The following is a 15189-nucleotide window of genomic DNA, read 5'->3' on the forward strand; positions in this document are numbered from 1 at the left end:
TTCCTTTTCTACTTGTCTTCTTTCAAATTCAAGTATAAGAAATTCAGGTGTTTTTTTCTTGCTTCAGGTGGCTAAACTAATTTTACAATTTGCCAATGAAAAAAAATGAAAAAAACACCTTATTATTTTCTTAGCTTAATTTCCAAAATATTCCTAAATGATTTCCATTTTACACCAAAAAGATTCTTTTCAAATTGTAATTTGATTTGTAAAGCTCAGTTTTTTCATTCACTCCAAGAGAGTCTTATGACTCCGATTTAGAATATCCCATATGCATCTCGTCCATTCAGTCGACTTTTCGTCTTTAACCACTCCCTGCATATAGTCTGCTTATGTCATTTGAATAAAAAAATCTCTAAATATTTTTCACCCATCTGTAATTTGAACTCCGCCCCTTTAACTTTTCGATATCAAAAGATTACTTCTCATTTCGAAATTATTGAGATCTGACTTTCAGAACCAAACCGGGTGAAAGTCTAATATTTTTTACAAGTTTTGTTATAATAGCTTCATGAAAGATATTGTAATTTTAGATGCAGTTCGTACACCAATTGGTAAGTATCGTGGAGCATTATCACATTTATCTGCTGTTGATCTTGGCGTTATAACTAGTGAAGCGTTGTTAAATCGTCACTCTTCAATTAAATCAGATATTTCGCAAAGTATTTTTGGTGCCGTTTTGACCTCTGGGCTAGGACAGAATATTGCCCGCCAGATTTCCGTTAAATCTGGTATTTCTGTTGAAGTGCCTGCCTTTACAGTAAATGAAGTCTGTGGTTCAGGCATGAAAGCAATTCTGCTGGCTCGTCAGAGTCTTGCTCTGGATGAAGCAACTGTCGTACTCGCTGGTGGCGTTGAGTCGATGTCTAATGCTGAAACCATGCAAATTGACGGGCTTACAGATGCTTTTGAAAACATACCAATGGGTGTGACTGTTGAACGATTAGTAAAGGAATTTAATATTAGTCGTGAAGCTATGGATGCTTTCGCGCTTGATTCACATGACAAAGCGCTCAAAGCTGACTTTAGTTCCGAAATTGTCCCCGTTGAGGAAGTTACAGCTGATCAAGCTCCGCGTTCTGGCTCTTCTTTAGAAAAATTAGCCAGCCTTTCTCCTGTTTTTAGTGAAAATGGAACCATTACAGCGGCAACTGCCACACCTGTTAATGATGGCGCGACTGCACTATTGATAACTTCTCGTGAATATGCTGAGAAATATGATCTTCCTTATTTAGCCATTATCAAGGACGCCGTTGAAGTTGCTGTTGAACCTAGTCGCATGGCAATTTCTCCAATTAAGGCAATTTCTCAGCTTTTAGAGAAAACAAACCTAACCATTGCTGACATTGATTGCTTTGAAATCAACGAAGCTTTCGCGGCGAGCTCAATCATAATTGAGCAAGAACTAGGGCTTGATCATAAAAAAGTAAATGTCAAGGGTGGCGCTATTGCACTTGGTCATCCACTTGGCATGTCAGCAGCACGTATTACAGGTTCATTAGCTCACCAACTCTATGACAAAGATTTAAAATATGGGGTTGCAAGCCTTTGCATTGGCGGGGGACTTGGTCTTGCAATGCTTTTGGAGAATCCAAATGCATGAGAAAAAATTTTATCAGTTCTCGCGAGTTGAACGTTTGGCTAGCTTGAATTTATCTGATTCATCTCGTAAAATCCTTGAGCAAACTTCACTTTCAGAAGATATTGCAGGAAATTTGACTGAAAATCAGATTTCCGAAGTTGAAATCCCTATGGGGCTTTGTTTTATTAGCTTAGATGGACATGATTTTAAGGTTCCAATGGCAACTGAAGAGCCTTCTGTGATTGCTGCAGCAAATAATGGATCTAAGCTCGCTGGTGAATTTAAAACAATAAAAAACAATAGGCTCATGTCTGGACAAATTGTTTTCTATGATGTCGTCAGTCCTGAGAGTCTCAAAATGGCAATTGAAGCTAGAACAACTGAAATTTTTTCAGTTGCTGATAACGCCTATCCTTCTATCATCAAACGTGGAGGGGGCTTACAAAGTTTTGAAATTATTACTCGTCAAACTGAAGATACGATTTTCTTAACCGTTGATTTTATTTTTGATACCAAAGATGCTCAAGGTGCAAATATTATCAATACAATACTTGAAGCTATTTCTGAAAAGTTTCGTTCTGACTTTCCGAATGAAAAAATTCTTTTTTCTATTCTTTCTAACCTCCTAGAGTATTGTCAAACTGAAATCCAATGTGAAATTCCAATCAACAAAATTGGTCCAGAAGTGGCTAAAAAAATTTCACTCGCTTCTTTATATGCGGCGGAAGATTGGTCCAGAAGTGCTACTCATAATAAAGGTATTATGAATGGAATTGAAGCAGTTGCTCTAGCAACTGGAAACGACACCCGCAGTATCAATGCCTCCGTATATGCAACTAGGCCACATCCTTTTGCAAAATGGTGGATTGAAGATACTAAACTCATTGGAGTTATTGATGTTTCACTTCCAATAGCTACTGCTGGTGGTGGAACTCATGTCCTTCCTAAAGCACAAGTTGCTCATGAATTACTCGGAAATCCGAATGCCAAGCAATTAGCAAGCATCACTGCAGCTGTTGGTTTAGCCAATAATCTGGCAGCCATTAAAGCCCTAGTTACTAAAGGAATCCAATCTGGTCATATGGCTCTCCAAGCACGCAGTCTCGCTTTATCTGTTGGGGCTAGTGGAGAAGAAATTGAAAAACTTACGATAGCATTAAAAAAAACTGAGCATATGAATAGTGAGACAGCTAAAAGCTTATTATATGAATTAAGGGACCCAACAGTTTAATCGTTGGGTTTTTTGTTGGATAAAGAAGCCGTGTTTTGGTATTTCCATTGAAGTTCATTACTTCCAAAAGTTTGATAGATTTTAATTTTAACCCAATCTCTTTCTTTTTCAAAAGATGTGGCATGGTATTTTTGAGCTAGAAATTGATAACCGCCTTGTCCATTAAGAGCTTTGAATGGGTTTTGTTTTTGATCAAATAAGTATTTTGCTATAAAAAAAGACTTCCCTATTTTCGGAAAGTCTATATTCTTGAACTCACATCAGTTATTCCTGATTCTTATATTATTAAACCAATTATTTAACTTCTTCGAAGTCACCATCAACAGTGTTACCATTCTCAGGCTTTGAGTCCTCGTTGGCTTGTGCACCTTCTGCACCTTTAGCAGCCTGTTGTGCTTTGGCAGCATCTTCGTAAAGTTTAACTGCCAAATTTTGAGCCTTTTCATTCAAGGCTTCAAGTTTAGACTTGATTTCTTCTACATTACCTGACTCTTGCGCTTTCTTAAGTTCATCAAGTGCAGCTTGAGTTGCATCACGTTCAGTATCATAGCCTTTACCTTCAGTTTCTTTAATTGTCTTTTCAGTTGCAAAGACAATTTGATCAGCTTCGTTCTTAATATCAGCTTCTTCTTTGCGCTTCGCATCAGCTTCTGCATTCAGTTCAGCATCTTTCTTCATCTTTTCAATTTCTTCATCAGACAAACCTGAGTTAGATTTGATAACGATAGTCTGTTCCTTTTGAGTACCCAAATCCTTCGCACGAACTGAAACAATACCATTCTTATCAATGTCAAATGAAACTTCAATTTGTGGGATTCCACGTGGTGCAGCAGGGATATCTGCCAATTGGAAACGGCCTAACGTTTTATTGTCAGCAGCCATTGGGCGCTCACCTTGCAACACGTGAATATCAACGGCTGGTTGGTTATCAGCAGCAGTTGAAAAGACTTGACTCTTAGATGTTGGAATAGTTGTATTACGATCAATCAGTTTTGTGAATACCCCTCCCATTGTTTCAATTCCGAGTGACAGTGGAGTTACATCAAGCAATACAATGTCCGAACCAAAGTCTCCTTGAATTACACCACCTTGAATCGCAGCACCCATAGCTACAACTTCATCAGGGTTTACTGATTTGTTTGGTTCATGACTTGTTTCTTTCTTAACCAATTCAACGACGGCTGGAATACGAGTTGAGCCACCAACAAGAAGAACTTCATCAAGATCTGAAGCAGTCATACCTGCATCAGCCAAAGCCTTTTGTACAGGTATACGAGTGCGCTCTACAAGGTCAACTGTTAATTCATCAAATTTTGCACGGCTCAAATTCAAGTCCAAGTGAAGAGGACCAGATGCGCCAGCAGTGATAAATGGCAAGTTGATGTTTGTAGTTGTTACACCTGATAAATCTTTTTTAGCTTTTTCCGCAGCATCCTTCAAGCGTTGCAATGCCATCTTATCTTGTGACAAATCAATGCTGTTTTCTTTCTTGAATTCTTTTACCATCCAGTCAATAATCTTTTGGTCAAAGTCATCACCACCTAGATGATTATCACCTGAAGTAGATTTAACTTCGAAGACACCATCACCAAGTTCAAGAATCGAAACATCAAAGGTACCACCACCAAGGTCAAAGACCATGACTTTTTCGTCCTTGTCGAGTTTATCCAGCCCATAAGCCAAAGCTGCTGCTGTTGGTTCGTTAACGATACGTTCTACTTCAAGACCTGCGATTTTACCTGCATCTTTTGTTGCTTGACGTTGTGCATCATTGAAGTAAGCAGGAACTGTAATGACAGCTTTGTCAACTTTTTCACCCAAATAAGCTTCGGCAGTAGCCTTAAGATTTTGAAGAATCATTGCAGATACTTCTTGAGGTGTATAAGACTTACCATCTACATCCACCTTGTAACCTGTTTCACCCATGTGACGTTTGATTGAGCTAATTGTTGAAGGGTTTGTCACAGCTTGGCGCTTAGCGACTTCACCCACCTGAATTTCACCATTCTTGAACGCAACAACAGATGGGGTTGTACGATTTCCCTCTGGATTAGCAATAATTTTTGGGTCAGACCCTTCAAGAATTGCGACTGCTGAGTTTGTTGTACCTAAGTCAATACCAATGATTTTAGCCATTTTTATTCTTTCTCCTTTGTCAGCTGAGCCGACATATTTTACTTATTCATAGTTTTATGACTTTTCGGTCCAATTTTTTACTTATCAATTTATTGTGCAACAACAACCATACTGGGACGAAGGACACGCTCATGGAGTTGATATCCTTTCTGGAGCACTTGGGCAATATGATTTGCTGGAACTTCTTTAGTCACTTCAACTGTCTGAACTGCCAAATGGAAGTTTGGATCAAATTCTCCATCGCATGCGATTTCAATAATTCCTTCTTGCTTTAAACCTGCGATCAAGCTTTCTTGAGTCATCTGAAGGCCTTTGCGAACATCATCAGTCAAGCTTTCAACTTGCAAGGCACGCTCAAGATTATCAAGAGCTGGCAAGATAGCTTTTGCCAAGTCTTGCGAACGATATTTGATCATAGTCATGTGTTCTTCACTAACCCGACGTTGGATATTTTTCATCTCGGCACGCGCGCGAAGGTATTTATCCTCCATCTCGTCACGTTCTTTTTGAACTTTTATAAGTACATCGATATCCTCTTCAACGACTTCTTTCAAAATTTCATCTGCCTCATTTAATTCTGCTGTCTCAGAATTTATAGTTTCTAATTCTGTTGCCTCAGAATTTATAGTTTCATTTTTTTCTTCTTCTGACATTCTCCATCCTTTCCTTTTGACATCTATTATTGGTAGACCTTAATGTATTTCATAATGATTACCATCAAGATAGCGATAATAGTCAGTTAACTTCATAGTTAAGACTTTAGCTGTTAAATCCATGATCGATATAATTTTACGATAATCTAGCTCAATCGGTCCAACCAAAGCAAGTGTTCCCAAACCTCTATAAGGGATTAAGAACTTTTGACTGATCAGTGTCAAATCTTTGAATAAATTCTGATCATTAAATTCAACCGTTCGAAGTTCATCGTTGTCTGTAATCAACCGTATCTCTTGGGCAATTAGCTTTTCTTTATTTAGGATCTTATAGCGCTCTAGTAAATTTTCCTTACCCGATGAGACAATTTTCTCATCAAAGATTCCATCAAAAGTTACATCAAAAAGCTTCAATATATCACTTGTGGCTGAAAAATAATGGCTGACAATCTGCGGAATTTCAGTTCTTAGACTATAATGAATGTCCAAAATTTTCTTACCCAACAGCCTGTCATTCACAATTTGCTTAATTTGGGCTAAATTTGCCTCACTTAGACTCTTTGGGAGAATAAATTGATTCGTTCGAACTTCGCCTGTGCTTAATGTAAAAATTGCAAGTACTGAGTGGTTATCTAACATGACTAATTCGAAGCGTCGAAGTTCCTGCTCTCTCTGTGGAATGTTCAAAACAAAGCTTGGAATTCCCGTCAGACTTGAAAGAGTCTTAGCAGCAGTTTCCAATAAATCTGACAAGCGGACAAACTCACCGTCAAAAGACTTCATAACTTGAAAAAGGTCATTTTCAGATATTTTTTCCAATTCTAAATCATTCTCAACAAAGTACTGGTAGCCAGCCACACTCGGGATTCTTCCACTTGAGGTATGTTCTTTTTGAATCAATCCAAGATCTTCAAGAATCTTCATGTCATTCCTAATCGTAGCTGAACTTGCGTCAATTGACTTTTGTAGAGCCTTTGAGGCTATTGGCGTATGGTCATCCGCATACATAGAAATAATTTTATTCAATATTTCTTTTTGGCGTTCTGTAATCATTCCTTCTCTCCTTCCTGAGAGATTTTATTAGCACTCTTTTTAACAGACTGCTAATTTATGTTTTAATTATAACAATTAAACCAGATGATGTCAAAAATTTAGCACTCCCAGCAGAAGAGTGCTAAATTCACTTTAAGGATTATATGCCGATACTTAAGAGAACATTTTAAATGCCATCATCAATATAGGGGATAGCAGCTATTTTACTTATTATTTAAAATTGTTTGGCCAATATGACAATAAGACATGTCACCCACAGTTTCGATAGAAAATTTACCATTTTCATAATTAATCTCACTTACTGAACCATTATCTAGACCCATTGGTCGTTCACGTTTCGGTTCCAAAAATTCGACAAAAGTTCCGATAGTCATTCCATGACTAACAATTACAATATTTTTGGCCCCAGTGGCTTCCGCTTCCTCAGCAATCTCTTTGAACCCAGTTGAGATCCTGCCAATTAACGCTTCCCAAGTCTCTGCCCAGCCGGCTGTGTCTACTTCATATATGGCTTCACAGATATCTTTTGTCGTGCGTGTCTCGCGAGTTATCCCATTCTCGGCCATGAATCTAGGAATCAGCCCATCAAACAATTCTCCATCGTAAGCCCCATCAAAGCTTCCAAAGCACCATTCACGAATTCGCCAGTCCATTTTATAGGGTATTCCCTCATTTGCTGAGTTCTTTAGAATTAAATTGATCGTTTGAATGGTACGACCCGAGTCACTTGAATATGCACGGTCAAACTTGATGCCTTTTTCAGCAAAACCAAGTCCAAGTTCAGTAATGCAAAGCTCTCCTTGTTTAGTTAGAGGGGTGTCAGACCAACCTTGAGCACGACCGATTGTATTAAACATTGTCTTGCCATGTCTTACCAAGTAAATTTTCATAATTTTTCTCTTAGCTCCTTAATAATTTCGTGTATTCTAGCATCTGTATAAATTTGTGGAATTTTATAGCCAATAAAATAAGGCGAAGTTAAAAATCTAGGGACGATCTTACAAATATTTTTACCATGAATTTTATAGAAAAATAAATTATAAGAATTACATCGCCCATCCATAAATTCATTCATGTAATACTTAGCACTTGCTTGGGCATAGTCTGCAAATTTTTCAAGATTTTCAGTTCCACGTTGAATAATATTAATCTCGGCGAATCCCATCACGGGTCTTTCAGAAATAGTCACCTCAAGGTTCTCATATCTTTTTACCTCGATTCCTGTGAAGTTATCCGTAGAAATTTCATCATAAGCATCAACATCTTCTAATCCAATAATCTGCATGTGCGGATGACGGAGACTCCCACCCGACATAGGTCCAAAGTTTTTGAACATGATAGTTGACTTGTATTTTTTTGAATCGATTACTTCTTGCCAGCAATCCATCGCAAATTTAAAAAGCTGGCGATTTTTTTCTTGACTGTATGTTGTTACATCTCCCAAATGTTCCGAAGACTCAATCAATACTGTCATCAAACTATTTTCAAGTGTTTTAAATTTGTTGTCCAACCAAATCATATCGTCTTGGGTCTTATGTATATTGGAAAGTTGTTCTATGTCGCAAAAAGGGCAATTATCATTGCTTGGGCCATCTTTTGCATATTTAATTTTATTAACGCCAGCATTGAATATGAGGGGGTCGTGCGTATGTGTAATCATATTTTTATTATAACAGAAATTTGATTTGGAGGTTATTGACCTTTTCCTAATTTACTACCTAACTATTTACTTTTGTCTAAATTAACTATAGAAAAGCCATCAGTCAGTTACGAGTGATGGATTTTCTTATAGACTACTTAATTTTATGAACCTTTTTTAACTTTCTCTTAATTACAGCTGCTAAAGTAATGAAGATGAATCCACATACTGCAGTTAAAGAACCTGTTGACTCCCCCGTATCTGGGAGTATAACAGCCCTTTTTGTGTTAGCAACTGTAATCGTTGATATTTTAGCCGTTTTTTGGATTTCAATTTCAAAATTATAATGCTTTGCCGTATCTAAGATATAGCCTTCGGGTGCTGTTGTTTCTAGGAAATAATATTTTCCTGGTTTCAAGCCAGTCACAATTAACTCCCCAGCAGAGTTCGTAACTAGCCCACTTTTCAAAAGCTTACCTTTGTCATCAAACAAACTAAAGATGGCACCAGCTAATTTATTCCCAGATTCACTGTCTACTTTCGTTAAAGAAACTGATCCCGTCTTCTCAGCATTCTTTGCAATAACTTGTGTCACTTTCGTGGTGGTTTGAAGAACAATTGTAAAATTAAGCTTATTACTGTCAAGTTCATAACCAGATGGAGCCGCTGTTTCTTGAAAATAGTAATCTCCAGGTTTAAGGTCTGAGACTTCAATCTGCCCCTGAGTATTCGTTGTCAAATCTGACTGAATTCTTGTTCCATCTGCCTTGTAGAGATCAAAAATGGCTCCTGCAAGGACTTGTCCTGTGTCACTATCAATTTTAGTCAGGGCTACAACACCTGTTGATTCACTATTAGTCAATGAAACTGTTGCAACTTTTACAGTACTTTGAAAAGCAATAGTAAAATTGAGAATTTCTGAATTCAAATCATAACCAGCTGGTGGAGCAATTTCTTGGAAATAATAATCTCCAGGCTTAAGACCATCGACTTTAATTTGGCCACTATTATCAGTTATTAAATCACTTCTTATTTCTTTACCAGTATGGTCATACAAACTAAAGTTGGCTCCTGGCAAGACAAGATTCGTATCTCCATCTGTCTTGGTCAACTCAACAGAACCTGTCTGTTGTTCATTCTGTGCCAAAACTTTCGCAAGCTGAGGAATTGTTTGAAGTTCCACCGTGAATGTTAATTTTTTATTGTCAAGCACATATCCAGATGGAGCTGAGGTCTCTTGGAAATAATAATTACCAGGTTTCAAGCTGTTGACTAAAATTTGACCTTTGCTATCGGTTACAAGATCTGATTGGACCTTTGTTCCATCTGATTTATAAAGGTCAAACACTGCACTAGGTAAAATATTCCCTGTGTCTTCATCCGTTTTTGTTAGAAGAACAGACCCTGTCTTCTCGGAATTTTTTGCTGAAACCGTCGCAACTATAGGGCTTGTTTGGAGAGCAATAGTAAAGTTAAGTTTACTAGAATCAAACACATACCCAGCTGGAGCCGCTGTTTCTTGGAAATAATAATTACCAGGTGGCAAATTGCAATTATAAGTTAGCCAGTTTTAACATTTGACTTGAATTTTTATAATTGAACATTTTTCTTGGATATGAGTTAATCCAACCTTCATCGTGTCGCCTTAAACAAAACGTCAGATCATCCGATTGTGATTCTCTTTACTTCCACGCTTCTTAAAAGCTTGCCATAAGCATGAAATAGTAAACCGGACATGTCACTGCTTCATGAGGTGTGCAAATTAACGGCCATTATCTGAAGCGATGGATTGTTTGCTGGATGATCTTGAGTGCCATGTTAACGGATTCAGACTTATCTGAAATCAAGCGAATCAGCTCTCAACGTGCCTTTCTTTCTGTAAGCTTCAGGGATACACTCTCCTCCACTTTCGTCAACGGTATCAATCTCGTAATGTCCAAATGCTTCACGCTGGTTAATCACCTCAGGACATTGTTCGCTGGACAAACCATAAGGTCGATTAAACTGAGTGAAACAAAGTTTCTTCATCTTTTTTGTAGTGGGGGTAAAGTAAATCACGATAGTTTACATCCAGAGGACCAAATTCAATCCAGTGATAGAGCGTACGTAACCAGATAGGATGAGATAGCTTATGAGAACGCACTTCAAGCGGTAATTTCTCTCGGACGGCCTTTTGAAATCAAAGCATTTAAAATCTTTGTGAGCTTTGAGGGAGGTCCACAATACCTTCGACATGCGTCATAGGAAGCTTGGTTCACCTCCGCTTTCGTCCCCTTTGCTCAAGAGTCGTGCAGTAGTCGTGCAGTCTGTTCTCTCACTTCGGTGTTTTCTATTGTGCCAACGTTCAATTTTCCGTCGTTCAATCAGTGTTAAATGTTTACCTTTTATGCTAGGGTGCTCTTGCATCTGAACCCTTTTCTACTTTGTTTTACCAAATTCAAGTATAAAGATTTCAGGTGTTTTTTTTCTTGCTTCAGATTGCTAACTTAATTTTATAATTTGCCATTAGTTATATAATTTTATTTAAGTAAAATACCAATTAGAATAGTTATTGCTAAGGCACCATTATATAGAATAAGATTATTTACCTGCAATATGAAAGTCTCTGACTTCTTCTGAGTAGCCAAGAATTTATTTATGTTATGAATAACAAATGGGCTTATAGCAAACATGAAAAGGGACCAAAATGGGAGAATTCCAAACACAATTGCAACTATAACAGATAGCGTTGCAAGGATATAAACTAACCTGTAAAGAAGTAATGATAATGGAATCTTTAAATAATATGCTAAAGTATAGCGTTGATTATGAACATCTTGCTCCAGATCACAGATATTATCTGAAAGCATGATATTAAAGTTCATGCAGAAGCACATAAAAGCTACAATAACAATAGGGATCAAGAAGGATAAATTCCAAGTCCAATCCATCTTCCAGCCATCAAACTTGATAAAAAAGTATTTAGCATCATATGAATTTACATAGATTCCCATAAAGAAACCAATGGCCCCCTCACATAACCCCGCTAAAAGTTCACCTAACGGAAAACGGCTAAACGCAAATGGACCATAAGTGTAAAAAACAGCAATGACCAGTGCCACACCACCTACAGGAAGAATAGCAAGATTGGTTATAAAAGTTACAACAACACCTATTATCAAATCAAGAAATAAAAGGCCAAGACAGATACCCCAAGCCAATTTTAAAGGAATTTTGTCATGCTCGATGATGTTCCATTTTTTATATTCAGCATCAATAGCTTTTTGAAAATCCATCAAATTATTCCATGCAGAAACGAAAAGATTTATAAATATAAGTCCGATGAAAAAAAGCAAGGTTGGCAACCAGTGAAAAGTTTTAAAAGTATAAATTGCGTACATCACCCCAGCAATTGGAGATAAGAGTGCGGCTGGTAAAGTCTGGATCCGTGTGAAGTTTAAAAATGTTTTTAAAGTCATAATTATATTATAAGAAAAAAATGATAAAAATACTTCAACAGAAGTATTTATTAAACCAACCCATTACAATAAAATCTTTAATTCACTTAAGCAAACTAATAACCTTGTCTTTATCATTATGATTTTTTACGATTATAACTTGATCATTTTTATCAAAATCATTAATCATTGCTTGAATTCTAAGTTCATTGACCTTAGGAAAATTCCAAATAAACTTCATGAATTTCCAATACTCTTTGTCAAAACGTTCTACAAAGTTAGTGGACATGTCGCTTCGATTATGACCAACCAATCTTGACTTGAGACTCCGCCTAATAACCCTTCCAATTGCTTTTACTCGATTTATCTTTAGCCAAACAATCATATCTGCATTTTCCAATCGAATATCCATGGTTGCTGAATAATTACCGTCAATAATGCAGTCCATGTTATTTTCTATAAACTCTTTTTGAACAAGTCGAAAATATTCCGTTGCTTCCAATGAATAGTCTGTGTTATGCCAGACTCGATCCAGGTGAAGTACGGGAAAACCTGTCAGTTCCGATAATTGTCGGCTAAAGGTTGACTTTCCCGCGCCACTTGATCCAATGAGCATAATTTTCATAATCAATAAATTATAACAAAAAACAACTATTCCAGATAAACTTTTAAAGAAAATAAATGAAACCAATTTGGCTTCATTTATTTTCAAATCTAATGTATCAAAGATTCTCAGCAACATGTTTCAAAAGTTCAGTAATACCTGCTACTTTTGAACCACCTGCCATAGCAAGATCTGGTTTTCCACCACCACGACCATCAATATAGGGTGCCAGTTTCTTTACCAAATCACCTGATTTTTCATCAAGGACATTCGAGGCAACAAGAAGGCTTACTTTCCCATCCTCAAATGCTGTAGCAAGAACGAGCACATCTGAAGATTTCTTTTGCTTCCAAAGACTTGCTAGTTGACGGAGATCATTAGCCGAATTTACCTTAACTTCAGCAGCAATGAAGCTATGGCCAGATGTTTTTTGTACATTGGCAAAAATTTCTGCAGATTGAGTAGAAGCTAATTGTGAGGAAAGTTTGTCAATTTCCTTTTGAGTAGCTCTCAGTTCTTCTTGTAAAGAAGCAATCTTTTCAGGAACTTGTTCAAATTTAGGGGTCTTCAATTTACTTGCAGTTTGCGTCAATATGATTTCCTGATTTTTGAAGGCTTCATAAGCTTGTGCACCAGTAACAGCTAAAATCCGTCGGACACCTGATCCGATACCTTCTTCTTTAAGAATCTTAAAAAGACCTATTTCTGATGTCGACTTAAGATGGGTGCCTCCACAGAGTTCAACTGAATAATCACCAATGATAACTACGCGAACGTTCTTACCATATTTCTCACCAAACAATGCTGCTGCACCCATTTCTTTGGCTTGCTCAACACTCATATCTGTACGAGTTTGAATCGCAAGATTTTGCCAGATGACTTCGTTGACTTCTTTTTCAATGGCTGCAATTTCGTCTGGAGTGACCGCTTGGAAGTGACTAAAATCAAATCGCAAGAAGTCAACTTCATTAAGAGAACCTGCTTGAAGCGCATGCTCCCCAATAATATTGTGAAGAGCAGCATGGAGCAAGTGTGTGGCAGTATGGTTTTTCATGACCCCATTACGACGAACTTCATCGATTTCAAGTTGATATTCAGCTCCAACCAAAAGTTCTGAACTAGCTTCAATAGTATGAAGATTTTGCCCATTTGGCGCATGTTGAACGTCTGTGACAGTTGCCACAACATTGCCTGCCATATCCTTGATAACACCGTGATCGGCAACCTGACCGCCCATTTCAGCATAAAAAGGAGTTTTATCAAAAACAACTTGAGTTAGACCAATTGCCTTCTCAACCTTTTCATCTTGCTGAACAATCACAAGCAACCGAGCTCTCGCAGTGTGTACTTCATATAGAAATTCAGATTCCTCTTTGATTGATTGTAGAGTCTCATTTTGTGCACCCATTGAACCTCCCTTAACAGCTGAAGCACGAGCACGTTCTTGTTGTACTTTCATTTCTGCTTCAAAACCAGCGTGGTCAATCTTAAAACCATTGTCCTCAGCTAGCTCTTCTGTTAATTCAACGGGGTAACCATAAGTATCATAAAGGCGGAAAATATCACTCCCCTCAAGAGTTGATTTTCCTTCTGCTTTGAGAGCCTCCAAGCGCTCATCTAATAATTTTTGTCCAGCATCAATTGTACGACCAAAAGTCTCTTCTTCACGATCAATGATTTTGATAATATATCTAGACTTTTCAAGTACTTCAGGATAGTATGACTCCATGATTTGTCCAACAATCGGCACAAGTTTTGTCAAAAACTTTCCTTCTATCCCCAAACGTTTCCCGTGCATAACTGCACGTCGAAGAAGACGGCGAAGAACATACCCGCGGCCTTCATTTCCAGGAAGTGCACCATCGCCAATTGCAAAGCTGAGCGCTCTAATATGATCGGCAATGACTTTGAAGCTCATGTTTTCACCCTCCGCGTCATAAACCTTACCAGATAGTTTCTCAATTTCATGGATGATTGGAAGGAAGAGGTCTGTATCAAAGTTAGTGTGACCGCCTTGGAGAATTGCTACTAAGCGCTCTAGGCCCATGCCTGTATCAATGTTCTTTTGTGGTAATTCTTTATATTCTGAACGAGGGATACTTGGATCAGCGTTAAACTGTGATAAGACGACATTGTAGATTTCAATATAGCGATCATTTTCAATGTCTTCAACTAGAAGTTTGATACCAGCATTTTCTGGATCATATTTTATACCACGGTCATAGAAAATTTCTGTATCTGGACCCGAAGGGCCAGCACCGATTTCCCAGAAGTTGTCTTCGATTGGAACCAAGTGGCTAGGATCTACACCTAGCTCCACCCAACGATCATAAGTCTCGTGATCTTCGGGATAATAAGTGATATAAAGTTTGTCAGCAGGTATCTCAAACCATTCTGGGCTAGTCAACATTTCCCATGCATAAGCAATAGCTTCTGGACGGAAATAATCACCAATTGAGAAATTTCCTAGCATTTCAAACATTGTGTGGTGGCGAGCAGTCTTTCCAACGTTTTCGATATCATTGGTCCGGATTGCTTTTTGAGCATTTGTAATACGTGGATTTTCAGGCACAACCGAACCGTCAAAGTATTTTTTAAGTGTCGCTACCCCCGAATTTATCCAAAGTAGGGTTGGGTCATTTACTGGCACAAGTGATTGTGACGGTTCAACTGAATGCCCTTTTGACTTAAAAAAGTCAAGGAACATTTTTCGAGTTTCGGCAGAGCTAAGTTTCTTCATGATTTTCCTTTTTCCTATAAATATTTATTCAGCATTTAAGATTAGTAAATATATTTCCTACAAATCATATACTATCTAATAACAGATTAGTTTTACAAGCTTTCGCTTGGCTTA

General features: G+C 37.7%; 12 protein-coding genes. 2 read left to right on the forward strand and 10 right to left on the reverse strand.

Annotated features, from left to right (window positions below):
* Positions 1-511: 511 nt before the first annotated feature.
* Positions 512-1603: a thiolase family protein gene (locus HNQ37_RS06050; protein WP_183540322.1), complete on the forward strand. Its 1092-nt coding sequence runs from the start codon at positions 512-514 to the stop codon at positions 1601-1603.
* Positions 1596-2813, forward strand: a complete 1218-nt coding sequence (locus HNQ37_RS06055) for a hydroxymethylglutaryl-CoA reductase (RefSeq protein WP_183540324.1) — start codon at positions 1596-1598, stop codon at positions 2811-2813. Before HNQ37_RS06050 ends, HNQ37_RS06055 begins: the two co-directional genes overlap by 8 nt.
* A gap of 294 nt (positions 2814-3107) precedes the next feature.
* Here the strand turns inward: HNQ37_RS06055 and dnaK are convergent, their stop codons facing one another.
* The 10 genes from dnaK to alaS all read right to left on the reverse strand — a co-directional run bounded on the left by dnaK (position 3108) and on the right by alaS (position 15075).
* Complete coding sequence (gene dnaK, locus HNQ37_RS06060; RefSeq protein ID WP_183540326.1) at positions 3108-4949, reverse strand: molecular chaperone DnaK; 1842 nt, start codon at positions 4947-4949, stop codon at positions 3108-3110.
* Positions 4950-5038: 89 nt separating this feature from the next.
* Complete coding sequence (gene grpE / locus HNQ37_RS06065; protein WP_183540328.1) at positions 5039-5602, reverse strand: nucleotide exchange factor GrpE; 564 nt, start codon at positions 5600-5602, stop codon at positions 5039-5041.
* 39 nt (positions 5603-5641) lie between these two features.
* On the reverse strand, positions 5642-6655 hold the full coding sequence (hrcA, locus tag HNQ37_RS06070; RefSeq protein ID WP_183540330.1) for a heat-inducible transcriptional repressor HrcA: 1014 nt from the start codon (positions 6653-6655) through the stop codon (positions 5642-5644).
* A 203-nt stretch (positions 6656-6858) separates the two neighbouring features.
* Positions 6859-7548 (reverse strand): histidine phosphatase family protein, encoded by a 690-nt coding sequence (locus tag HNQ37_RS06075; RefSeq protein WP_183540366.1) that lies wholly within the window; start codon positions 7546-7548, stop codon positions 6859-6861.
* Complete coding sequence (locus HNQ37_RS06080) at positions 7542-8315, reverse strand: DUF4931 domain-containing protein (protein ID WP_183540332.1); 774 nt, start codon at positions 8313-8315, stop codon at positions 7542-7544. The genes HNQ37_RS06075 and HNQ37_RS06080 overlap by 7 nt, the downstream gene beginning before the upstream one ends.
* Positions 8316-8448: 133 nt before the next feature.
* The gene (locus HNQ37_RS06085) at positions 8449-9840 is read right to left on the reverse strand and encodes an MSCRAMM family protein (RefSeq protein WP_183540334.1); all 1392 of its coding nucleotides are present in this window, start codon (positions 9838-9840) and stop codon (positions 8449-8451) included.
* A gap of 692 nt (positions 9841-10532) precedes the next feature.
* Positions 10533-10700, reverse strand: coding sequence for a hypothetical protein (locus HNQ37_RS06090; RefSeq protein WP_183540336.1), 168 nt, complete (start codon positions 10698-10700; stop codon positions 10533-10535).
* A 113-nt stretch (positions 10701-10813) separates the two neighbouring features.
* A complete protein-coding gene (locus HNQ37_RS06095) occupies positions 10814-11752 on the reverse strand; it encodes a UbiA family prenyltransferase (protein ID WP_183540337.1) in 939 nt (312 codons plus the stop codon).
* 82 nt (positions 11753-11834) lie between these two features.
* Positions 11835-12356, reverse strand: coding sequence for a P-loop NTPase family protein (locus HNQ37_RS06100; protein ID WP_183540339.1), 522 nt, complete (start codon positions 12354-12356; stop codon positions 11835-11837).
* 97 nt (positions 12357-12453) lie between these two features.
* Positions 12454-15075 carry an alanine--tRNA ligase gene (gene alaS / locus HNQ37_RS06105; RefSeq protein ID WP_183540341.1) on the reverse strand — a complete coding sequence of 874 codons (2622 nt, stop codon included), beginning with the start codon at positions 15073-15075 and terminating at the stop codon, positions 12454-12456.
* Positions 15076-15189: the final 114 nt, after the last annotated feature.

This window comes from Lactovum miscens (assembly GCF_014202895.1).
Classification (GTDB): domain Bacteria; phylum Bacillota; class Bacilli; order Lactobacillales; family Streptococcaceae; genus Lactovum; species Lactovum miscens.